Here is a 21,736-nt window from a genome sequence, read left to right as displayed (position 1 = left end):
TGTGGATTACATTGCTTTAAAGCACACGCATATGGCGTTTGCACTACTGAGTGTTACGCTATTTTACACGCGTTCAATATCCCGCTTAGTGTCGGGCAAAATCGCCAGCAAAAAAGCGGTATTTATCGCAAGCCATGGCACTGATACCTTATTGCTCATATCTGCGGTTTACCTTGCTGTAATGGCTGGGTTAACACCTTCCACTCAACCGTGGCTAATGGAAAAAATAATTTTGGTATTTGGCTATATTGGGCTGGGGTTGGTGATTGCAAAATCTAAGCAAAAGACGAAGCAAATATGTGCACTGCTTGGTGCTACCATCATTATTGCTGCAATAGGCTATCTAGCAGGAACGAAAAGCGCCTTTATTTTATAACCCCTCTTAAGGCATACAGTACTGTGTGGGCTTTGCGTGTGAAGTTCACACAACGCCTGCCAAAAATAGCACTTGGGAATGCCCCAAAAAATGTTACACTACGTCCTTATTATTTACACGTGGGTTAGCAGTACAGTCTATGACAGATACCTGGTTTGATGAACAACAAGAGTTAGGCATGAATTATTCGGTTCCTGCATTGTTGCGAAGTATATACGCTGAGCAACGTTGGGATGCGCAGGCTGATACTGAGCAAACTCTGTGTTTGCTTGCCGAGCTTGAGCTAGCTATCGAAGAAATGAGTGTAAAAGAAAAGGATTTGCACAAGCGCGTTGACTTACTGTTAGATACCTTTTACACCCAATGGTTATTTAGTGGCACAGGCCAAAAAGTGCCTGAATATTTGCTCAATAACATAAGTTATGTGCTCAAAATGCGCAGCGGAACTAGCACCGCACTTGCCTTACTATTAGCTCACTTGCTGGAGCGCGCTGGGTTTAATGCCACAATTGCACTTCTGCAAAATGAGGTCATGGTGCATGTAGCTTTAAGTAGTGAAGAAGGTTACATCATAGATCCTAGCTCTGGGCAGCAATCTTGGTATATCTCCCCTGAAAATGGTGAAGAGAAAGAGCAAGAACCCATGGAGCTAATCATAGGCGATGAGGCTTTCAAACTTTACTTAGCGCAGCAAAAGTGGTCGTTTATAGCTGCTGAAAAGTTTAGTCACGCATTGAGCTGTGTTGAGCTGCTAATGGAGCTGTTAGGTGATGACCCATATGAACGACGTGACCGTGGTTACCTTCTAAACCAGTTGAACTGTCCTAAAATGGCGAAGGATGATCTGCAATATTTTGTCGATGAATGTCCAGATGACCCGACAATTGACATCATTCAAAGCCAAATAGAAGAGCTGACAGATCACAATAATATTTTGCATTAATTCAATCGCTGAACATACGTACCAAATAAGCAAAAAGTGATATTTTGAGCTCATATATCGACTATCAGTGAGTAGTCAAAGTCGCCGTTAGATTATATCCTCTAAAGGGTGGTAATATTATCGGCGATAAAGTGTGTTATGTACGTATATGGCCAAAGTGTGAATGAACGATGTTCATGATAATACGGTTTGTGGATTTGCTGATATTATGCAGATCCTATTAAGGCTTATATTTTCACGGTATTTTAGACTCAAAAAATGCTCAGCCTAAACTTAGTATCCCACCAATTTATTACCATAAGTTTAAGATATAATTAAAAATTCAAGTGTTGGCACGGTTTAATTGCGTTATGGACAAGCTGTTATGAAAAAGAGCTAAACCTTGCTGAACGTATACACAATATGCTGGATGAAGCGATAAAGCTTTTCAGCACATGTAGTTAAATTTGGAATTGAATATGAATACACAAATAATAAAAGTTGGTACAACCGAAGTTGCTAACGATAAGCCATTTGTTCTATTTGGTGGCATGAATGTTTTGGAGTCGAGAGATTTAGCGATGCAAATTGCGGAACACTATGTTGAAGTGACTTCAAAGTTGAATATTCCCTATGTATTCAAGGCATCATTTGATAAAGCGAATCGCTCTTCAATCAATTCATATCGTGGCCCTGGCATGGAAGAAGGGCTAAAGATCTTTGAAGAGATTAAACGCACCTTTAACGTACCAGTGATTACTGATGTACATGAACCTTTCCAAGCGGCACCTGTGGCAGAGGTTGCGGATGTAATTCAATTACCTGCATTCTTGGCTAGACAGACAGACTTAGTTGTTGCAATGGCGAAAACGGGTGCTGTTATCAATGTAAAAAAACCACAATTCTTGGCTCCTCACGAAATGCGCCACATCATTAAAAAACTAAATGAAGCTGGTAATGATCAGGTGATTCTATGTGAGCGCGGTAGCAGCTTTGGTTACAATAACTTGGTTGTCGACATGCTTGGTATGGATGACATGAAGCATATGGCCCCTGTTATTTTTGATGCAACTCACGCATTACAACGCCCAGGAGGTCGAGCGGACTCAGCCGATGGTCGTCGTGCTCAAGCTGCTGAATTAGCGCGCAGTGGCATGGCGCTTGGTCTAGCTGGCCTGTTCATTGAGGCGCACCCAGATCCAAACGTTGCTAAATGCGATGGCCCATGTGCGCTACCTTTGGCAAAGCTGGAAGGGTATTTGACGCAAATGAAAGCAGTAGATGAGCTGGTAAAAAGCTTTGAGCCTTTAGATACAAGTGCCAGCCTTTAAGCTGTATAAAAAGCACAGCGTAATTTCAAAAAACGAGAAGTTACGCTTCAGCTCATATTAAAACCCCGACTTTAAAAACATGTAAAGGCGTCCTGCTATGTCGAGAAGGTTACCACCGCTGAATGCTTTAAAAGCGTTTGAAGCTGCTGCTAGGCACCTAAGTTTTACTAAAGCTGCTGAAGAGTTGTTTGTTACACAAGCAGCAATAAGCCATCAAATAAAAACACTAGAAGAGCATTTAGGCCTAAAGCTTTTCTTACGAAAAAATCGCTCGTTGTTGCTCACAGAAGAAGGGCAGGGCTATTTTTTAGACATTAAAGATATTTTTTCTCAGTTAATTGACGCAACGGAGAAGCTACTTGCGAGAGGCGCTAAAGGTTCCTTAACGGTGAGTCTGACACCAAGTTTTGCGATCCAGTGGTTGGTACCAAGGCTAAGTAAGTTTAATGAGTTGTTCCCTGATATCGATGTGCGTATTAAAGCGCAAGATTTAGATGAGAACTCACTAACGGATGATGTAGATGTGGCCATTTACTATGGTCGAGGCAACTGGAATGGTGTGCAAACCCATAAGCTACATACTGAATATTTGGTGCCATTGTGTAGTCCATTATTGTTAAATGGCCCTAAGCCGCTTAACAGCCCCAATGATCTTGCCAACCATAACTTATTACATGACACGTCGCGCCGCTCTTGGAAAGCTTGGTTAAAAACGGCTGGTGTACGAAATGTCCCTGCGAATACAGGCCCTATCTTTAGCCACTCTTCAATGGTGTTGCAAGCCGCTGTTCACGGTCAAGGTGTTGCGCTTGGAAATAGTGTGTTGGCAAAGCCTGATTTAGACGCCGGCCGATTAGTCATTCCGTTTAGTCATAGTTTGGAAAGTAAAAATGCATACTATTTGGTGTGTCGAGAGTCTCAAGCTGAACTGGGCAAAATAGTCTCGTTTAAGGACTGGATGCTCTCAATGGTAGAGCAAGAGCAGATATAAAAAGAAGGTTATGATGACAGAAACCGTCGCAATACAATGGTTTGAGGCTAAATCTCCGATTGCGCAATTTGTCTTTGCACATGGTGCTGGGGCCGGGAGTGATTCGGACTTTATGCAGGATATGGCTAAAAAGCTGTCATTGGCAGGAATCAATGTCGCTTTGTTTGATTTCGAGTACATGGAAACAGCCAAAGCACAAAATAAAAAACGTCCGCCAGATAGAGCGCCTAAATTGTTAAATCGTTATCAGCAGGTACTATCTCAAATAGATACTGACCTGCCGTTATTCATTGGTGGTAAGTCAATGGGGGGACGAATGGCATCTATGCTGGCATGTGAGACGCAATCGCCAGTGTGTGGCGTAATTGCATTTGGTTATCCATTCCACCCACCGGGTAAACCAGACAAGTTGAGAGTAGAACACTTTGGCGATATCCCATGTCCTTTTTTAGTCTTGCAAGGTGAAAGAGATACGTTTGGTACTAAGAGTGAAATTTCAGATTTGTCTTTCGACATGACCCCGCACTTTGTTTGGCTTCCTGATGGGGATCATTCGTTAAAGCCTCGTAAGGCAAGTGGCTTTACCGAGCAACAGAACCGGCAAGAGGCTGTGAATAGTACACTTCAATTTATTCAAGGCATATGCCATGGCTAAGCTATTTTTAATCATTGGCAGTGCTTTTTGTATGTTGTCAGTCGCATTAGGGGCGTTTGCAGCGCATGGATTGAAAAATCACGTCAGTGACTATGCGGTAGGTATATTTAAAACTGCAGCCGAATACCAGATGACGCACGGTTTAGCGATAATTGCGGTGGCGTTTTTGCTAAAATGGGGTATGCAAATGAGGTGGGCTGGCTACTTATTTATCGTCGGTATCTTGCTATTTAGTGGCAGTCTATATTTGTTGGCACTGACCAGTGCTAAATGGTTAGGCCCAATCACGCCAATTGGTGGAATGTGTTTTATTTTTGGCTGGCTGGTAATAATTTATAAATCAGCTAAGCAGTCATTTTAATTTGGGATCATTTTAAATGTCGAGTGTTGTAATTTATTGTCGCAGTGGGTTTGAAAACGACGCAGCCGCTGAAATCAATCATCATGCTCAGCTACAAGGGGTAGCAGGTTATGTAAAAGCAAAGCCCAATACGGGATTTGTTTCTTTTGAGTGCTTTGCAAACGAGGATGCTGAGAGACTGCTCAAACAAATCGATTTCAAAAGTTTAGTATTTGCAAGGCAGTGGTTTGCTGGCACGCTGTTATCTAAAATGCCACTAGAAGACCGCGTTGGTGAGATAAAGCAATGTGTTGCTGACTTTCCGTTGTGTGGCGATCTCAGAGTTGAGACGCCTGATACCAACGAGGGCAAAGAGCTTTCTAAGTTTTGTAAAAAAATCTCGACGCCACTGGCGAAGTCACTGGAAAAACAAAATAAGCTAACACGCAATGTAAAGCCACAAAAGCCAGTATTACATGTGTTGTTTTTAGCTAATGACACTGCGTTTGTGGGTTTTTCTTTTAGTGATAATAACTCGCCATTTTTCATGGGGATCCCACGTCTCAAAATGCCAGCGGATGGACCGAGTCGTTCAACGTTGAAACTTGATGAAGCGTTCAATGTGTTTTTAACTAAGGAGCAAGCAGAAGAGCGCGCTCGCCCGGGTATGCGAGGGGTCGATCTTGGCGCATGCCCTGGTGGTTGGACTTATCAACTCGTTAGACGAGGCATGTTTGTTGCTGCCATCGATAATGGTCCAATGAATGACAAATTGATGGAAACCGGGCAAGTAAAGCATTTTCGCGAAGATGGGTTTAAATACCGCCCAGAAAAGCGCAACATAGATTGGCTTGTGTGTGACATGGTTGAAAAGCCAAGTAAAGTCACTCAGTTAATGATTGATTGGATAGTTAACGGCTTTGCTAAAGAATTAATCTTTAACCTCAAACTTCCCATGAAAAAGCGCTTTGATAGCGTTTATGAATGCTTGCAATTAATCGACGACGAACTTGCGCATTACAATGTGGGTTACAAGTTACAGGCCAAACATCTGTACCATGACCGCGAAGAAGTAACGGTACATATTCAGGTAATGAAAGTACCGCAAAATTTGTATAGTTAACTATATGGTAAAGCCTCAGGGAGGAGGTTTCAAATATCCAGCAGGTTTTATTTCTCACCCCTTTTTACGCTCAAGAAATATTTTGATACATGTTTGAGTAAGTGCACACTGACTCTATAGCCCATTGAAAATAATAATATTTCAACAGAGTATTTCCATCGCCAGTTATCCTTTAGTCTAATTTATATACAGCTTTCGTTCTGTTTGTTGCTACATTGGAAAACCACGTATATCACCGTGCCGAAATTGGCTGGTGGCCGGAGCTATGTGGTTGATAACAATAACATGTAAGGAAAGTACTATGGATAACAATGATAAAGGTAAATCGTCACAGTTAAGCGAGCAGACCTCTCGTCGTAGCTTTTTGAAAAAGTCGTTAGCGGTTGGGGGCGCCATTGGCGCTGCGCCGTTGGCACTAAATTCGACATCGGCACAGGCGCGAGGAGAATATGGCCAATATCACAAAGTATATGGTAATGACCCTCGATATATTTCGATGCTGCTTGGTTCTAATATGCGGTTTTTAAGTCAGCCAACCTATATTGGCGCTTGCAGTTCGGCCCATGAAGTTTATATGGCAGCCCGCGATGCAATCGCACAAGGAAAGCGGATCACTGTTCGTGCTGGTGGGCATTGCTATGAAGGGTTCGTCAATAATGATAATGGTGTCGTAATTGATATCAGTAATATGGACCGCATATACAAAGAGGGGGATTTTTATGTGGTGGAAGCGGGCGCCAATCTAGGCCATACCTATAAAACCTTGTTTAAAGAATTTGGTAAAATCATTCCTGCTGGCTCATGTTTTGGTGTCGGCATTGGTGGGCACGTTTGTGGCGGCGGTTTTGGTGTCCATTCGCGTCAGTACGGACTGTCTAGTGACTACTTGGTGGGGGTAGAGCTTGTTTCGTTCAATGAATGGGGAGGGCAAGCAAATTATCCAAGGACGTACTTCAAAGGCCAATCGGCGCAAGCAGATGAAATCGTGTGGGCGCACCAAGGTGGGGGCGGTGGAAATTTTGGGATTGTGACCAAATACTATTTTAAAGATTTACCAGATGTCCCTGCCTTTGTTCATGCGCAAGAAATATCGGTCCCGTGGGCCAGCTTGGATTACACGCAATTTGCAGCATTGCTCAAAAATTACGGTGATTTTTGGACAAAAAATAATGGCCCTGAGAGTCGCTTTAATCCGTTGAACTCAGTATTGGTCTTGCCCAATTCGGTAGGTGGTTCAGGGGATATCCGAATGCAGCTATTCAACAGCGGGGACCCCAGTTTAATAGATGAATTTCTTGATGCAGTATTCTCATCAGCACAATTAGCAACCGCTAAAATGGGTTTGCGCACCTCGGATCATATTGGTTTGCAGAGTCAAGAAGACGCGCCGCCAAGGCCGACTCCGCCGGGGAGCTATTTTAGTCTACCTTGGTGGTATGGGACGCAATATGTTGCAGGGCCATTGATTGGCGCACGAGGGAAAAACAAATCCGCGTATATGAACACGTCATTTCCAGAGTCACAACTGCGTATTTTATGGGATGAACTGAGAAACGGGGACTACTTGAGTCCCAGCGGTATGCTTCAAATCAATTCATATGGTGGTCAGATCAACGCTCTGTCATCAACTGATACTGCGGTATCCCATCGAAGCTCAGTAATGAAACTACAGTATCAAACGTATTGGTTTGACGCGAATCAAGACCCTTATCACCTTGGCTGGATAAACAGTCTATACGAAAAAATGTATGGGAAATCGGGGCCGGTGCCAGACGGTACAATGGATGGCTGTTATGTCAATTATGCTGATACAGATATTCAAAACTGGCAGTATCTTTACTACAAAGAAAACTACCCTAGATTGCAGCAAGTGAAGCGTTTGTTAGACCCACACAATCGCTTGAATCATGCTCAGTCTATAGAGATCTAGTTGTTCTAACACAAGTAATGATGCGCACTATGTTGCGCATCATTATGTGCATATCAGGGGTTAGTAACGGTTCATGCAGTTAGCATAAAAAGTAGTTGTTGCTGGCCAATCACTGAAGACGCCCTTTACGCCTACTTGTCTCGCTAGTACATCTAAGACCGTATAAACATCACCTTCTGTTTTGATAGCGTCACTGATCCCTTGATAGTACCAGCCACCACCTTGGGAGATAAGGCCGGAGCGCTCGAGTGTCCAAGTAATGATTTTGAGGTTAGCGTTTTTAGCAGCGCGTGCATATTCAGAAGGTACAATCTTGCCTTCATCGTCGAGTGTGAGTAACACCCAAAGAGGCGGCGCTATGATATTCACACCACTGGCTTTGATGTCTTCCATCGATGGCTGCCATGTGTGTGGATTACTTGGATCAAACTTAGGGTCGTCATATCGTCCGTCAAGATAAACCCCTTTTCGTCCATATCGGGTATTGTGGCGCCAGTACTGCACGTCTTCAATGTTGAATGATTGTGGCAGTACTCTGTGTGCAGGGACGCGAGCAGCTCTGTATTCATCAATCATTTTTTGTGCGTAATCTTGTTGAGTCATCCCTTCATAGGGCATAGGCACTTGAGGTGCTTTTAGTTCAGGCGTCATTTTAACACGCAACGACTTGAACAACTCTATACTCTCAGCATGGCTCATCAGTGTACCTGTTGCTGAATATAGGTCTGTGCGCCAGTTTGCCGTGCCTTTAACATATTCTTCTACTGTTGTTGCATTGACGTTTGCACCGTCCATTTTACCTTTGAGCTGTTTGAACTCTTCTAAGGTTAAATCTGATGCACAGCATTGTACGCTTGCAGGTGTACCAGTTTCAGGATCCGCAGGTGTAAATGGCTGAGAGCATTTTGCTGCAAGCTCGGGTCTCAGTAATATATCGGTGCTAGTATGCAAATCGCATTGAGCGTGGCGACAAACAAGTTCTTTGTCTTTGGTGAAAGTGACGTCACATTCTAGAACACCCGCGCCCATTTTTGCAGCTGCAATGTAGGATTCTTTTGTGTGCTCTGGGAATTGTGTCGGTGCACCTCGGTGGCCGATAGAAAAGTCGCTCTTAAAAAAGGGGCGGTTTACACATCGAGAGAGTTTAGTTTTTAGTGCGCTTGGTGCCATCTGATCCAATAAATAAAAGGGGCGAGGGCCAAGCTGTGCAGTGGCATTAGCATAGGCACTGCTAAGCAGTGCCGTGCTGATAACGATTTTAGCTAAAGTTTTCATAACGTCCTAGTATGGTTTTTTTTTAGCTATTATCGGTATGAATTGTGACGTTTATATGAGTGCTTAGCGATAGTTATTACGGTAGTTTTCAACCCAAAGTTTGGTTGCACCACATACCGCCGCAGGCATCACGATTAAGTTTACAAATGGGATAGCAGTGAGCACAAATACTGCAAAGCCAAAACCGTAAGACAGGCCTTGTTGACCTTTCAGCTCTTGTTTCATTTGATTGAAACTGATCTTATGGTTATCAAATGGATAATCGTTGTATTGCACGTTGTACATCCAGCAGGTAAACAATACCCAGAGAATTTGACCAAAAACGGGAAGGAACCAGAGCATCAAGAAAAAAATAAAAGCACGTGGTAAATAGTATTTGAGTTTTGTCCATTCCCGACCGATCATGCGAGGCACATCTTTTAGGACGTCGGCAAAACCATCATCGTTAATTTTCTGACCAGTAAGGTGCATTTCAACTTTTTCTGACAATAGTCCGTTAAATGGTGCCGCGATAAAGTTTGTGATCATCGTAAATACCATGCTGTAGCTAAACAGAATAATTACAATGGCCAAAGGCCATAATACCCACTCTAACCAGCTCAAAATACTCGGCAACATTGATCTTAAGAAGTCGAAACCTTGTGTAAGCCAATCAAAAAGAAAAAATAGCGAGCTACCAAATAACACAATGTTGATTAGTAGTGGAATAAAAACAAAGCGCTTAAGTCCTTTTTGACCCAGCATGGAAAATCCAGCAATGAAATACTCCATCCCTTTGGTTAATTGCATAGGTAAACTCCAAATTAGGAACAGTTGCTGTCTATTATAATCGCTTCTGAAAATTAGCGTAGGGATTTTTTGATCTGCATCATTGCAAATAAAACATAGCAAATTCAGATATTAGGGGAGTAATGTCACACTCTCTTACAATTCTACTGGGTAAATAGTTTGGGGACCCCTCTTGTAAACAGGCAAGTGAGTCCATACACTAATTTGTAGACCTAATTGGAGAATCATTGACTATGCGTATCTTTCATGTGCTGTTTGCATTGAGCTTTGCGACGTTACTTTGTGTAACGGCGGCGGGCGCTAATGCGGCTGATGAAAGACAGCAGGTTGTTGAAGTCTTAGCTGATATTGATGTTCAGTTTTTAGATGTCGACCTTGATGATGCTTTAACGATAGACGCCTCTAGTCGTGACGCTGCTTGTGCTGAGTGCAATCTTGTCACACGCTTTATCGTTCAATCCAACTCCACACTTACCAAGCAAATCCGCGCACCACCCACACATTAAACACGCTTAGTTTTAAATTTTCTTTATTTAATAATCGTGATTGAGGTGAACCATGAGCTATTATCGTGCGCTTGAAACAAATGCGGTAAATAACAATACCGTTGCAAAAACAAATTCAAATTTAATGGCTGATATTGCTGCCAATGAAGTACAAGAGCAATTACCAGCAGAACAATTTTTACACCCTTTACCAACCACTGAGGTTGACCAACATGCCACCATTGATGAAGTTTTGTTGGTTTTAGATAAAACTCACCAAGCAACAGCACTTGTCATTGATGTGAGTGGCCAGGCCCTGGGCTTTATTTCTATGGCGCAATTGGGCAGTCGCTTCATTCTGGCAAAAGCACAGGCCTTGGGGTGTACCCGCAATGAGTTGACTGTCAGTGATGTCATGGCTCCGTTATCGGCACTTCGTCAGATTTCGACTGCTCAAGTATTGAATGCGAGAGTGGGCGATATCATGGCGACGATGGAAGAAGATGGACTCGCCTATTTATTAGTGACCGGCCAACAAGAGCATGCTGTTGGTTATTTTGATTTTATCGATATGGTGAAAAGCAGTAGCCGCACTATTACTGGGCTTAAGCCTAGCAGTGCATTTAAAGATGTCGTAGAAAGCGTGCTGCACCATAGAGAAATGTAACAGTTCCCCCAAAGTTAATGTAAATTAAAGCCAAGGCATCTTTATGATGCCTTTTTTAGTGATTAAGGCAGCTTAACGTTATGGCGTTTGGCATACCAATAAAATAGTGGGAGCTCGATTAAGGTAAAGGTGATAAGGGTGAACCAAGCCCAAGTTACGTTGAATAAAATTAAGCTAAACTCAGCGCCCGAGCCAAAATATACCGACCCAACGATGCTCAATGACACCACCGATGCGATAAAGTCCTGAAGCGAGATTTTTCTAAAATCATTACCGGCATATTTGGGATAAATTAGGAAATACGCTATCAATAAAATAGCGGCATTGAGTATGATTATGTTTAGCTCTGGGGACATAACTGCGTCTCAGATAGTTAAAAATAGGCGAATTACATTGGGTTATAAAGCTTTTAACTCAATATGGCAGGAGTTTAGATGCTCTATTGGTTGCCATTGTAATCGTATATCCACATGTCTGCAAAGTAATCAAAGCAGAGACAATGATTTCATTTGCTCTGTATAGACGTTGCGTTATACGTAATTGCACTGCCTTTTATGCTTGATTCTGTATATACTTCGCTCCTTAACCAAATGAGGTGAGTATGCTGTCTAAAAACCAACAAAAACTAGTTAGAGCGCTGGCGCAAAAGAAATACCGTAAGCAACACGGCCTTTACTTGGTACAAGGTGAAAAAAATGTACTAGAGCTTCTTACGGCTCAAATTGAAGTACAGCAAATTTTTGCCACACCTCAATTTATCGGTTCTCACCAAAATGAATTAAAAAATTGCAAAGTCACTGAATGTGACGAGCAATCGCTCAGCAAGGTCAGTACTTTAGTTAGTAATAATGCTGCTATAGCGATAGTCCCGATCCCTGAGCAACAAAGTATTGATAAAAGCGACTTGGTGTTGGCACTGGATGGCGTATCGGATCCAGGTAACTTAGGCACGATTATTCGCGTTGCAGACTGGTATGGGCTCAAGCAAGTTGTCGTGAGTGAAGACTGCGCAGATCATCTCAACCCAAAAGTGATCAGTGCAACGATGGGCTCGTTTGCACGCGTTAATGTCGTCCGTACAGACCTCGCGCACTTTCTAAGTCACTATCAAGGTGCAATATATGGCGCTTACTTAGATGGCCGGAGTGTGCACCAAACCCAATTTAGCCAAAAGGGTGTATTGGTTATGGGCAGTGAGTCCCATGGAATAAGCGCTCACTTACGCCAATATATAAACCAACCGATCACTATTCCCGCTTTTGGTGGCGCTGAATCACTCAATGTGGCGATGGCGACAGGTATCATTCTTGATAACATACGTCGCTCAGTATAGCAGTGGATACTGCAGACAATTTCTGGTTTTATAAGAAATACTCGCTATGCGCTTAAGTCACATTAAACTGGCTGGTTTTAAGTCCTTTGTAGACCCGACTAAGATCCCATTCCCAGATCAAATGACCTGTGTTGTTGGCCCTAATGGGTGTGGCAAATCAAATGTAATAGATGCGGTGCGCTGGGTACTGGGTGAAAGCTCGGCCAAAAATCTGCGTGGTGATGCCATGACAGATGTTATTTTTAACGGTTCTACACATCGAAAAGCCATTTCTCAAGCTTCTGTTGAGCTCATGTTTGATAACACACAAGGGACGCTACCTGGGTCGCTGGCTGATAGAAATCAGATTGCGATAAAACGTTTGGTTACTAGAGATGGTCAATCTCTGTATTACCTCAACGGAAGTAAATGTCGTCGCCGTGATATCACCGATATTTTTTTGGGCACCGGCTTAGGGCCGCGCAGTTACGCCATTATTGAGCAGGGTATGATCTCGCGCCTTATTGAAAGTAAGCCTCATGAACTGCGCGTATTTTTAGAGGAAGCGGCGGGCGTATCCAAATACAAAGAGCGTAGAAAAGAGACACAAACACGTATCAAAAGTACACGTGATAACTTGGAGCGTTTACTCGATATGCGCCAAGAGCTGCAATCTCAGCTCGACAGGTTAGCCAAGCAGGCAGAGTCGGCGCGCAAATATAAAGATTTAAAAGCGCAAGAGCGAACACTCAAAGGGCAGCTTGCGGTACTAAAGTGGCGTGACTTTAATGACAAGCTTCAACAAAAAGTCGCTGAAATTGGTAAGCTGGATGAAAAGCTAAACTTCTTAGAGCAAGCCCATGGCGGACAGAACGATGTGATAGCGAGCTTTGAGCAACAAGTGGTGCACCTAACTGATGCATTAACCGTCGCACAGCAGTCGCTGCATAAAACGCATACCGAGCTTACTCGTGCAGAACAACAAAAAATACACTTAGGTGAAAAACGCCAAGAACTCATTGAGTCACAAAGTAAGCTTGGGCAAGAACTTGAAAGTGCACAGCAACTTCTAAATGAGCAGCAACACGCAAGTGAAACACATCAACAACAATGTGATAGTGCCGCGCAGGCTGTGGCGATATGCGAAGCTGAGCTAGATGAAGTGACTGCGCTATATGAAGAGGCTCACGAAAAAACCGAGCACATTGAACATCAGTTAGAGTTAGCGCAATTAAAATTAAGTGAAGCGCATACGGCCCTAAGTCATGAAAGTAGCAAGTTGCAGCAATTGGAGCAAGCGTACTCGCATCAACAAGAAAAGCGAAAAGGGTTAACTGACAAGCAATCTGCTTTGATGGCGCACAGCAGTGCAGAGACGTTATCTCAAGAACAATCTAAGCAACAGGCAATGGTCAAAGAGATGGCTTTGTTACAAAGCCATTCGCAAAAACTGGTGGAGAAAGTAGCGGCATCAGAGCGACAAGTTAAAGCATACGACAATGAGCTATTAACACAGAAGCAACAGCTATTGGAGCAAACCACGGAAAGGGACATGTTATCAGGTTTACTGGGGTCGACAGAACCTGAAAAGAACCAACGCTTTCTGAGTCAGTTAAAAGTAAACTCAACGCATACACAGGTCGTTGAACGGGCATTGCTTAGCATTACAGAGCTGCATTTAACGGAGCAAAGTGAACAAGGAGGCGTGTGGCCCTCAGAGCTTACGCCTCATCCTGAAAGTGTCGCAAATTTGATTGACTCTGGTGTATATCCAAGTTTTTTAAACCACGTCAAATGGCTTGGTCAGTCTCGCCAGTTTGTGCCATGTGCTCAGTTTTTCTTGGCGATTGACGACTTAGGTGAGCTATACGGTGAAAACTTTATAACTGAGCCGAGCAATAATGAAAATTGCGAGCTTGCCAAATATGCCAGACTTGAAGCGCTATCGAACGCGATACCTGAACTAGAACAATTAGCGAGTCAGACCGAAGGGCGCTTGACTGAGCTCAAAGAAATTCACGCTGAGCTTGTGACACAAGTTGAAATTAATAGACAAGATATTCATCGCATTGCGCAAGATATTGCTGGTAATAAGAGTCGCATCGAAGTCTTACAGCAACAGCATGTGCAATGGACACAACAGTCCGAGCAATTGGTCAGTGAATTAAAAGATGTTGAAAACACTTTAGTTCGGTACGAAGAAGAACGTGAAGTATTGGTTGTTCAACATGAACAGCAAGCAGAGCAGACTGAGACATTACAAAAGCAAGCAGCTGTTTGTAAAGATGCGGTGGAAAAGCATAAACGAGAATATAGCCATATACAGCTTCGCAAAAACCAACTTCAAGAACGTGTGCACCAAGCCAAATTGACTTTGCAGCAAGCACAAAGCACGCAGCAACTTAGCGCTACAAAGTCGGCACATTTACAACATAGCTTAGCGCAATGTGAAACATCTCTGAACGCTAACAAAGCGCAGTTAACCCAATTAGAAGCACCAACGAAAGAAATTAAAACGCAAATTCAAACCTTAATAGGCGAGCATCAAGCACAAAAGTCACAGTTGGAAGGGTTAGAGTTAGAGGTAAAAGATGCCAAGCAGCAGCTCAGCGAAAAACAATTATCAGTGCAAGATTCACAAGCACAAAGTCTAAAATTGAAGGAACAAAAGCAACAGCTGCAATTGCAAGAGCAAAGTTTGGTCGTCAAAGCGCAATCCGCGCTCGAGCCGCTTCTTGAGTTAAAGCAGACTTTAAAAGGGGTTCAAGCCACCTTAGACAAAGACATGACTCAGGGCGTTTACCAAAGCAAATTAACAGCGACGGGGCAAAAGTTATCGCTATTGGGTGCGGTCAACCTAGCGGCCATTGAAGAGTTTGATGAAGCGTCAGCTCGCAAACAATATCTTGATGAGCAGCTCAATGATCTAACCGCGGCTCTTGAGACACTTGAAAATGCCATCCGTAAAATTGATAGAGAAACCAAAACACGGTTTAGGGCAACGTTTGATGAAGTGAATAGCTCGCTTAGTGAGCTATTTCCCAAAGTTTTTGGTGGGGGTAGTGCGTATTTAGAACTCACGAGTGATGATTTGTTGGAAAGTGGTGTTACTATAATGGCAAGACCACCGGGGAAGAAAAACTCGACAATTCATCTGCTAAGTGGTGGAGAAAAAGCGTTGACCGCATTATCATTGGTATTTTCTATCTTTAGATTAAATCCAGCGCCGTTTTGTATGTTGGATGAGGTAGATGCACCGCTGGATGATGCGAATGTTGGGCGTTTTTGTCGCCTAGTAGAAGAGATGTCACAAGCGGTACAATTTATTTATATAAGCCATAATAAAGTGGCGATGGAGATGGCCGCAAGGCTGACGGGGGTGACTATGGCGGAACCAGGTGTTTCTCGTGTAGTTGCCGTGGACATAGAACAAGCAGTGCAGATGGCACATACATAATAAGTAAAGGTGAACAATGGCCACAGAGTTAAGATGGGCATTAATCGTGATCAGTGCGTTGATCATAGGTGGATTACTGATTCATGGGTTATGGTCTGTTAGAAAAAAAGAAGATAAAGATGGTAGTAAACAGGATGTGCCAGCACCGATGGATGATGTGAAAACATCAGAACCAGAACTTAATGATATGAGCTTTACGGCAGTAGAAGAAGAACCTAAAGCCACAATAAAAGAGCCTGTTTTACATGATTCTGTTGATGAGCAACATGAGGCATCAGAAACGAACTCCACATCAGAGCCTGCGCAGGGGTCTGCTCCTGAACCTCAAGATTTTATTATCTTGCATATTCAAATGCCTGAAGGGCTTACGATGGCCGGCTCGAAGCTGCTTCCAAGTGTACTTAGCTTAGGCTTTAAATATTCAGAAGAAGGGTTTTTTAACCGCCATTTAGAGTCTTCTGGCAATGGACCGGTACTTTTCCGTTTAGTGAATATGTATAACCCAGGTACGTTTGATATCGACAACATGGAGCAGTTTAGCACTGCTGGAGTGAGCCTGTTTATGACATTGCCTTGTGAAGGCGATAGTATGGCGGCATTTAATATGTTACATGGTGCAGCTAAAAAACTCTCAGACGAGTTTGGCGCACAAGTACTCGATAGCGCGCGCGAACCACTGACGGTGGATACCATCAGGGCATATGTTGAAAAAGTGCGTGAGTTTGCCGCATAACGTGTAGTTATGCTTTTTGACCTGCAATGGACAAAAGCAAAAGATAAAATGAGCCACTGGTAATAGCCGGTGGCTTTTGTGTTATTAAGAGGTTGAAATGTCCGAATCTATCAGTAATAGAATCAATGAATTAAAGGCGCAATTAGAAGATCATAATTATAAATATTATGTTTTAGATATGCCGTCAGTCCCCGATGCTGAATACGATAGGTTAATGCGCGAACTGGTAGACTTAGAAACGCAGCACCCAGCGCTTCTAAGTGTTGATTCTCCTTCTCAAAAAGTTGGTGGAGTGGCGCTTAGCAAGTTTGAACAAGTTACGCACAAGGTTCCGATGTTATCGCTCGACAATGCATTCGATGAAGATGAATTTAATGCATTTAATCGCCGCATAAAAGAGCGCTTGTTAGAAAGCCAAGAATTGAGCTTTTGTTGTGAACCTAAGCTAGATGGTTTGGCGGTGTCCATCTTGTATAGAAATGGAGTGTTAGTACAAGCTGCAACCCGTGGAGATGGCCAAGTCGGTGAAAACATTACTGAGAATGTGAAAACGATACGCAATATACCACTGCGCCTAAGAGGGGAAAATATCCCTGTAGAGGTAGAAGTACGTGGTGAAGTATTTATGGATAAGGCTGGCTTTGATCGCCTTAATGAGGTTGCTTTAGCTAAAGATGAAAAGACTTTCGCAAACCCACGTAATGCGGCTGCGGGTAGTTTGAGACAGCTAGATTCAAAAATCACCGCGCAAAGGCCTTTGATGTTTTACGCCTACTCAATGGGGACGATTGAAGGGGCTGAACTGGATATCACGCATTTCGGTCAGTTAGAGCAATTGAAACAGTGGGGCTTACCTATGTGCCCAGAAACCCGCAGGGTGGCAGGGGCAGCGCAGGCGATTGCTTATTACCAAGATATTCTCACTCGTCGCGACGATCTGAGCTATGAAATAGATGGCGTGGTTATTAAAGTCGATAACAAACAGCAACAGTCACAGCTTGGGTTTGTGGCACGTGCACCACGTTGGGCGATTGCCTATAAGTTTCCAGCCCAGGAAGAAGTTACTCAACTATTGGATGTTGAATTCCAAGTAGGGCGTACTGGTGCGATCACACCCGTCGCTCGACTTGAGCCCGTTTTTGTGGGAGGAGTGACAGTCTCGAATGCAACGCTTCACAATCAAGATGAAATAGATCGCTTAGGCATCAAAGTAAAGGATCATGTGATCATTCGTCGTGCAGGGGATGTGATCCCACAGATCACACAAGTTATTTTAGATAAACGTCCCGATGACACGCGAGAGATCGAATTTCCAGATACATGTCCCGTTTGTGACTCTCATGTAGAGCGTGTAGAGGGGGAAGCTGTTGCGCGATGTACAGGTGGGTTAGTTTGTCAGGCTCAACGAAAAGAGGCAATCAAGCACTTTTCTTCACGTAAAGCACTCGATATTGATGGCCTAGGTGACAAAATAGTTGAGCAGCTGGTGGACAGAGAACTGATCAAGACACCTGCTGAACTTTTTAAACTGCGTCAAGGACATTTTGAATCATTGGAGCGTATGGGACCAAAGTCCGCTAAAAACTTAGTGAATGCATTAGAAGCTGGCAAAAAAACAACGCTAGCGAAGTTTTTATACGCGCTGGGTATACGTGAAGTTGGGGAGGCGACCGCACAAAATTTAGCAAATCATTACCTAACCCTTGAAAATGTGATGGATGCCTCCATTGAGAGTTTACAGGAAGTAAGTGATGTAGGTGTGGTTGTCGCTCATCATATTGGTGCGTTTTTCAAAGAGCCACATAACCAAACAGTGGTATCTGAGTTGTTAGAAGTTGGGATTCACTGGCCAGAAATTGAAGCACCTTCTGAGCAAGCTCAACCATTGGCTGGGTTAACGTATGTATTAACGGGCACGATGAGTGAGTTGAATCGAAATGATGCCAAGGCACGTCTTCAGGCGTTAGGTGCAAAAGTAGCTGGAAGTGTATCGAAGAATACTGATGCACTGATTGCTGGCGAGAAAGCGGGTTCTAAGCTGACTAAAGCGCAAGATCTGGGCATTGATATATTAGATGAAGCAGCACTAATAGCCTTATTTGAACAGCATCAAGGTTAAGCTGAACTAAACACACGGGGGCGCAGTGAGTAAATTAATAGGTCGTTTTGGACCAGAGTATTGGGACAAGTACGGTGTATATCGAACACCGATAGGCTTTAATTTGACCTTAATTGTCCTATTACGCCCTTTTTTAATTTGGCTGATGTCGGCGCTCACCTGGCGCCCTGACTTAGATATTATGAGTTTGTTCTTTCCCTCTAAAAGTAACTTCTTTGTTGCTATTGGAATTGCTGCTATTGCGCTGATCCCCGCGTTGGTATTTTCAATGCGCCGCCCGAGTAGTGCTGCTCGTTGGGGGGAGTTATGGGGGTACATGCGCTGGCCTTTGTTAATTGCTGCATTTCTTGATTTAGGTTGGCTTTTAATGCAGGCTGCAAATGGCCACTACCAATTTTCATTTTATCTAGCGAGTCAGATCGTATTGGTTTCTTGGGTAATTTTGTACCTAATAAATAGCCGTTACTTAACGTGTTTTTTTAGTGATTGGCCTGAACCAGAGGCCAAATAGCTTGACGCAAAAGCGGCCAAAAGCCTAAATGTAAAGTAGGGTTTTGTCGTTCTCGTGGACGTAAACTGTGACGGGTTAAGAGGCGAGCTAACTTATTTTTACTTGATGAGAAGTCACGAACTTTTCGACGACTTTTTGTTAAAGCTCATCGAATGTATACCAGTTGTTAATTTTATAGGAACTGGTATTGTGTGAACCTAGATATGTCATGAAGTTAGTGTAAGGTGTATCCGTACATCGAGAGAGGCGAAATAGTGTTATTAGCTGAAAACATTAACAAAAATATATTACTAGGAATATCAACATGTTAATTTGGCAAGATATCCTCAAACTAGCCAACGAGGGCAACCCTACACCACCACGAAGGGTTGAAAAGAGTATGATGCAATGGCAAGCTTTGTTAGAGCCTTCTGTGTTTCATATTACTCGAAACAAAGGCACTGAAAGACCATTTAGTTCGCAATCATGCAGCTTGTTTGAGCCTGGGCAATATGAATGTGCTTGCTGCGGTGAGTTACTTTTTGATGCGCATGAAAAGTTCGAAAGTGGCTCAGGCTGGCCTTCATTCACACAGCCAGCTGACCCCAGCGCCATAGCCTATATTTTAGATGACTCGCATGGTATGGCTCGTGTTGAAATTGTTTGCAATGTCTGTGACGCACATTTAGGACATGTCTTTCCCGATGGGCCTAAACCAAGCGGATTGAGATACTGCGTTAATGCACTGGCGATGGTGAAACAAGAAACAGTCAGTTAATACTGGATGAGGGGCTGTAATGTGCCCCCTTTGCTCAACATTATTTATCTAATGGGCGAGTCCCATTTCCTTCATTTGCGCAAGTAACTTATCGAAACGAGTGAGTTGCTCGGAGTCGAGATCCGCGTCTTGTAATACCTTTAAACACTTTTTGGCTAAATTGGTGTTGAAAGTAATGCCCTTTTTGCCTGTCGCATCGGTTAAACACTGTAATAAATTTAGGGCAATGCTCGCATTTTTAGGCATAACTCTAAACGCTTGAGAAAAGGCTTCCAAGGCGACATCAAGCTCTCCTTTGTTGAACTGTTTTACTGCGTGATTATTGAGCTCTTTGGGGCCCATTGTAATGTCTTTACGTTCATCATGTTGCTGATGTAAGTAGCGCATCATAACGGGATCTTCTTGAGCTTGATGGCGTTCACAATGATCTATGATTTGCCCAAACAACGCTTGTGCTTTATGTTGGAAACCCAGCTCATGGAATGCTTTGGCTTTGTCCAGTGCCGCGTCTACTGAGCGGATCACCGGCTCGTCTTCAAGCTGCTCCATAAGGTGGCGTGCTTTCTTATGCTCATCTTTTAAATAGTGCATTCGCGCGTTAAGCACATCCACTTGCGTTTGATTAATCGCATTTGGGAATTGCTTTTTTAGATCCGTTAAATATTGCTGAGTTTGTCGGGTGATCTTTTGGATCTGCTCATGCTGATCTGTCGCCAATGCAAAGTCGATTCCAGCCCTTGCAGCATTTAGGTATACTTCGGGGCTATCGTGAATTGAGTAACGTGCAAAGCTGGCGATTTCTTTTTGCGCATTATAACTGCACTCATAATCATGATTGATCATCGCTACGGTACTCAGAGACTTCTGTCGGGATAAGTTTCGGGGAGCAATTTGTGAAGCTTCGTGCAGTGCTTTTTGGGCGTGTTCAAATTGATTAAGCTTAATTTCTAGGCGTCCGAGTAAATCCAATGCAGCAAGTCGCGTTTCGCTTTTTTCGATTAATCCTTTTAGAAACTTTTGTGCTGTCAAATCCTCATTATTTGCAATGAGTGCTTCTACTAATCCTAACTTTGCCCAAGTGAACTTTTGTAATTCTAGAGCTGATTTATAAAACTGTTTTGCTTCATCAAAGCGTTTCAACTTAAGTAGCGTTTCCCCCTTGAGCTTTAGCAACATAACGGAATAGGTTTGCTGTTGGCCGTCAAGCTCACTATTAATAAATTTTAGCGCTTTAGAATAGTTCTCGTCATCTATGAGCGTATAGATTTTTCTGAGGCCTTGTTTTCTTTTTAGGATCCTTTCAATACGAGTTTTGAGATCTTTCATCGTAAAAGGTTTAACAAGAAAATCGTCAGGCTGAAGTTCTACGACACTATGTACGAGTTCTGGGCTGGTCTCTGCTGAGGTGAAAATAAATCCAGTACAGCGTTTGATTAAGCGCTTTTTCAAAAGTTCTTCGTAAAGCTGATAGCCGTTTTGGCGCTTACTTAAATCAAAAGAGCAGATGATAAGTTCGAATTTATTTGTCTGACAGCTCTCTTTAGCAACTGCAGCAGATTCTGCAATAAATACATTGCGATAAGCCAAGCGTTCCAGCGATTGTTTTAAATAACTAAGCGCCAGAGGTTGTTCTTCCACAATTAAAATTTTTGAATTAACAAATGGTTGAACTGGCATATTGATCTAAATGAATTGCTCCCAATGTTTTTAGTCTAGTCGTTTCTTCTAAGTTTTAAAACAGTTCGTCTAAAGATGACATGCGCAACAAGAAATAACCGACTTGAATTAAACATCTGGAAATTTTTTCTAGAGATGAAAGTAGAATGGTGGGTTGTACTGGACTTGAACCAGTGACCCTCGCCTTGTAAGGGCGATGCTCTCCCAACTGAGCTAACAACCCAAATATAGATTTAGTGGATTTATATCCAACCGCATAGCGGATTTTAATTGGTGGGTTGTACTG

The 21,736-nt window shown here is 43.1% G+C and carries 20 protein-coding genes and 1 tRNA gene; 16 read left to right on the top strand and 5 right to left on the bottom strand.

Annotated features, from left to right (window positions below):
* Position 1 precedes the first annotated feature (1 nt).
* The 8 genes from A7985_RS24595 to A7985_RS24560 all read left to right on the top strand — a co-directional run bounded on the left by A7985_RS24595 (position 2) and on the right by A7985_RS24560 (position 7,668).
* Positions 2 to 376, top strand: coding sequence for a SirB2 family protein (locus A7985_RS24595; RefSeq protein ID WP_065793044.1), 375 nt, complete (start codon positions 2 to 4; stop codon positions 374 to 376).
* A gap of 139 nt (positions 377 to 515) precedes the next feature.
* On the top strand, positions 516 to 1,319 hold the full coding sequence (locus A7985_RS24590) for a tetratricopeptide repeat protein (RefSeq protein WP_065793061.1): 804 nt from the start codon (positions 516 to 518) through the stop codon (positions 1,317 to 1,319).
* 458 nt (positions 1,320 to 1,777) lie between these two features.
* Positions 1,778 to 2,629 (top strand): 3-deoxy-8-phosphooctulonate synthase, encoded by an 852-nt coding sequence (gene kdsA, locus A7985_RS24585; RefSeq protein ID WP_065793043.1) that lies wholly within the window; start codon positions 1,778 to 1,780, stop codon positions 2,627 to 2,629.
* A 97-nt stretch (positions 2,630 to 2,726) separates the two neighbouring features.
* Positions 2,727 to 3,620, top strand: a complete 894-nt coding sequence (locus A7985_RS24580; protein WP_065793042.1) for a transcriptional regulator GcvA — start codon at positions 2,727 to 2,729, stop codon at positions 3,618 to 3,620.
* Positions 3,621 to 3,630: 10 nt separating this feature from the next.
* A complete protein-coding gene (locus A7985_RS24575; protein ID WP_256096852.1) occupies positions 3,631 to 4,275 on the top strand; it encodes an alpha/beta family hydrolase in 645 nt (214 codons plus the stop codon).
* A complete protein-coding gene (locus A7985_RS24570) occupies positions 4,268 to 4,636 on the top strand; it encodes a DUF423 domain-containing protein (protein WP_065793040.1) in 369 nt (122 codons plus the stop codon). The genes A7985_RS24575 and A7985_RS24570 overlap by 8 nt, the downstream gene beginning before the upstream one ends.
* Before the next feature lie 16 nt (positions 4,637 to 4,652).
* The gene (rlmM, locus tag A7985_RS24565) at positions 4,653 to 5,738 is read left to right on the top strand and encodes a 23S rRNA (cytidine(2498)-2'-O)-methyltransferase RlmM (protein WP_065793039.1); all 1,086 of its coding nucleotides are present in this window, start codon (positions 4,653 to 4,655) and stop codon (positions 5,736 to 5,738) included.
* A 301-nt stretch (positions 5,739 to 6,039) separates the two neighbouring features.
* Positions 6,040 to 7,668: an FAD-binding protein gene (locus A7985_RS24560; protein ID WP_065793038.1), complete on the top strand. Its 1,629-nt coding sequence runs from the start codon at positions 6,040 to 6,042 to the stop codon at positions 7,666 to 7,668.
* Positions 7,669 to 7,728: 60 nt separating this feature from the next.
* On the opposite strand, the gene A7985_RS24555 is transcribed toward A7985_RS24560, so the two are convergent.
* Positions 7,729 to 8,943 carry a glycerophosphodiester phosphodiesterase family protein gene (locus A7985_RS24555; protein WP_065793037.1) on the bottom strand — a complete coding sequence of 405 codons (1,215 nt, stop codon included), beginning with the start codon at positions 8,941 to 8,943 and terminating at the stop codon, positions 7,729 to 7,731.
* A 63-nt stretch (positions 8,944 to 9,006) separates the two neighbouring features.
* Positions 9,007 to 9,732, bottom strand: coding sequence for a sulfate transporter CysZ (cysZ, locus tag A7985_RS24550; protein ID WP_065793036.1), 726 nt, complete (start codon positions 9,730 to 9,732; stop codon positions 9,007 to 9,009).
* Positions 9,733 to 9,965: 233 nt separating this feature from the next.
* Here cysZ and A7985_RS24545 point away from each other — a divergent pair, with 233 nt between their 5' ends.
* Together A7985_RS24545 and A7985_RS24540 are read left to right on the top strand one after the other, a co-directional pair.
* Positions 9,966 to 10,238 (top strand): hypothetical protein, encoded by a 273-nt coding sequence (locus A7985_RS24545; protein ID WP_065793035.1) that lies wholly within the window; start codon positions 9,966 to 9,968, stop codon positions 10,236 to 10,238.
* Positions 10,239 to 10,290: 52 nt separating this feature from the next.
* On the top strand, positions 10,291 to 10,884 hold the full coding sequence (locus tag A7985_RS24540; RefSeq protein ID WP_065793034.1) for a hypothetical protein: 594 nt from the start codon (positions 10,291 to 10,293) through the stop codon (positions 10,882 to 10,884).
* A 62-nt stretch (positions 10,885 to 10,946) separates the two neighbouring features.
* On the opposite strand, the gene A7985_RS24535 is transcribed toward A7985_RS24540, so the two are convergent.
* Positions 10,947 to 11,240: a hypothetical protein gene (locus tag A7985_RS24535; protein WP_065793033.1), complete on the bottom strand. Its 294-nt coding sequence runs from the start codon at positions 11,238 to 11,240 to the stop codon at positions 10,947 to 10,949.
* A 245-nt stretch (positions 11,241 to 11,485) separates the two neighbouring features.
* Here A7985_RS24535 and A7985_RS24530 point away from each other — a divergent pair, with 245 nt between their 5' ends.
* The 6 genes from A7985_RS24530 to msrB all read left to right on the top strand — a co-directional run bounded on the left by A7985_RS24530 (position 11,486) and on the right by msrB (position 19,773).
* Positions 11,486 to 12,217 (top strand): TrmH family RNA methyltransferase, encoded by a 732-nt coding sequence (locus A7985_RS24530; protein ID WP_065793032.1) that lies wholly within the window; start codon positions 11,486 to 11,488, stop codon positions 12,215 to 12,217.
* 46 nt (positions 12,218 to 12,263) lie between these two features.
* On the top strand, positions 12,264 to 15,653 hold the full coding sequence (locus A7985_RS24525) for a chromosome segregation SMC family protein (RefSeq protein WP_065793031.1): 3,390 nt from the start codon (positions 12,264 to 12,266) through the stop codon (positions 15,651 to 15,653).
* Positions 15,654 to 15,669: 16 nt separating this feature from the next.
* A complete protein-coding gene (gene zipA, locus A7985_RS24520; protein WP_065793030.1) occupies positions 15,670 to 16,386 on the top strand; it encodes a cell division protein ZipA in 717 nt (238 codons plus the stop codon).
* Between the two features lie 97 nt (positions 16,387 to 16,483).
* Positions 16,484 to 18,505, top strand: a complete 2,022-nt coding sequence (gene ligA / locus A7985_RS24515) for an NAD-dependent DNA ligase LigA (protein WP_065793029.1) — start codon at positions 16,484 to 16,486, stop codon at positions 18,503 to 18,505.
* A gap of 37 nt (positions 18,506 to 18,542) precedes the next feature.
* Positions 18,543 to 19,016 (top strand): DUF2919 family protein, encoded by a 474-nt coding sequence (locus tag A7985_RS24510; protein WP_065793060.1) that lies wholly within the window; start codon positions 18,543 to 18,545, stop codon positions 19,014 to 19,016.
* Positions 19,017 to 19,320: 304 nt separating this feature from the next.
* On the top strand, positions 19,321 to 19,773 hold the full coding sequence (gene msrB, locus A7985_RS24505; RefSeq protein WP_065793028.1) for a peptide-methionine (R)-S-oxide reductase MsrB: 453 nt from the start codon (positions 19,321 to 19,323) through the stop codon (positions 19,771 to 19,773).
* Between the two features lie 48 nt (positions 19,774 to 19,821).
* On the opposite strand, the gene A7985_RS24500 is transcribed toward msrB, so the two are convergent.
* Together A7985_RS24500 and A7985_RS24495 are read right to left on the bottom strand one after the other, a co-directional pair.
* The gene (locus tag A7985_RS24500; RefSeq protein ID WP_065793027.1) at positions 19,822 to 21,450 is read right to left on the bottom strand and encodes a response regulator; all 1,629 of its coding nucleotides are present in this window, start codon (positions 21,448 to 21,450) and stop codon (positions 19,822 to 19,824) included.
* Between the two features lie 147 nt (positions 21,451 to 21,597).
* Positions 21,598 to 21,673 (bottom strand) — tRNA-Val (locus A7985_RS24495).
* Between the last annotated feature and the right edge of the window lie 63 nt (positions 21,674 to 21,736).

The organism is Pseudoalteromonas luteoviolacea (assembly GCF_001696455.1).
GTDB lineage: Bacteria > Pseudomonadota > Gammaproteobacteria > Enterobacterales > Alteromonadaceae > Pseudoalteromonas > Pseudoalteromonas luteoviolacea_C.
The sequence above is the reverse complement of the archived record's forward strand: the minus strand, read 5'-3'. Positions and strand labels throughout refer to the sequence as shown.

Coding starts and splice junctions, on each gene's coding strand:
- A7985_RS24590 (WP_065793061.1), top strand. CDS start 516: ATGACAGATACCTGGTTTGATGAACAACAAGAGTTAGGCATGAATTAT.
- kdsA (WP_065793043.1), top strand. CDS start 1,778: ATGAATACACAAATAATAAAAGTTGGTACAACCGAAGTTGCTAACGAT.
- A7985_RS24580 (WP_065793042.1), top strand. CDS start 2,727: ATGTCGAGAAGGTTACCACCGCTGAATGCTTTAAAAGCGTTTGAAGCT.
- A7985_RS24575 (WP_256096852.1), top strand. CDS start 3,631: ATGATGACAGAAACCGTCGCAATACAATGGTTTGAGGCTAAATCTCCG.
- A7985_RS24570 (WP_065793040.1), top strand. CDS start 4,268: ATGGCTAAGCTATTTTTAATCATTGGCAGTGCTTTTTGTATGTTGTCA.
- rlmM (WP_065793039.1), top strand. CDS start 4,653: ATGTCGAGTGTTGTAATTTATTGTCGCAGTGGGTTTGAAAACGACGCA.
- A7985_RS24560 (WP_065793038.1), top strand. CDS start 6,040: ATGGATAACAATGATAAAGGTAAATCGTCACAGTTAAGCGAGCAGACC.
- A7985_RS24555 (WP_065793037.1), bottom strand. CDS start 8,943: ATGAAAACTTTAGCTAAAATCGTTATCAGCACGGCACTGCTTAGCAGT.
- cysZ (WP_065793036.1), bottom strand. CDS start 9,732: ATGCAATTAACCAAAGGGATGGAGTATTTCATTGCTGGATTTTCCATG.
- A7985_RS24545 (WP_065793035.1), top strand. CDS start 9,966: ATGCGTATCTTTCATGTGCTGTTTGCATTGAGCTTTGCGACGTTACTT.
- A7985_RS24540 (WP_065793034.1), top strand. CDS start 10,291: ATGAGCTATTATCGTGCGCTTGAAACAAATGCGGTAAATAACAATACC.
- A7985_RS24535 (WP_065793033.1), bottom strand. CDS start 11,240: ATGTCCCCAGAGCTAAACATAATCATACTCAATGCCGCTATTTTATTG.
- A7985_RS24530 (WP_065793032.1), top strand. CDS start 11,486: ATGCTGTCTAAAAACCAACAAAAACTAGTTAGAGCGCTGGCGCAAAAG.
- A7985_RS24525 (WP_065793031.1), top strand. CDS start 12,264: ATGCGCTTAAGTCACATTAAACTGGCTGGTTTTAAGTCCTTTGTAGAC.
- zipA (WP_065793030.1), top strand. CDS start 15,670: ATGGCCACAGAGTTAAGATGGGCATTAATCGTGATCAGTGCGTTGATC.
- ligA (WP_065793029.1), top strand. CDS start 16,484: ATGTCCGAATCTATCAGTAATAGAATCAATGAATTAAAGGCGCAATTA.
- msrB (WP_065793028.1), top strand. CDS start 19,321: ATGTTAATTTGGCAAGATATCCTCAAACTAGCCAACGAGGGCAACCCT.
- A7985_RS24500 (WP_065793027.1), bottom strand. CDS start 21,450: ATGCCAGTTCAACCATTTGTTAATTCAAAAATTTTAATTGTGGAAGAA.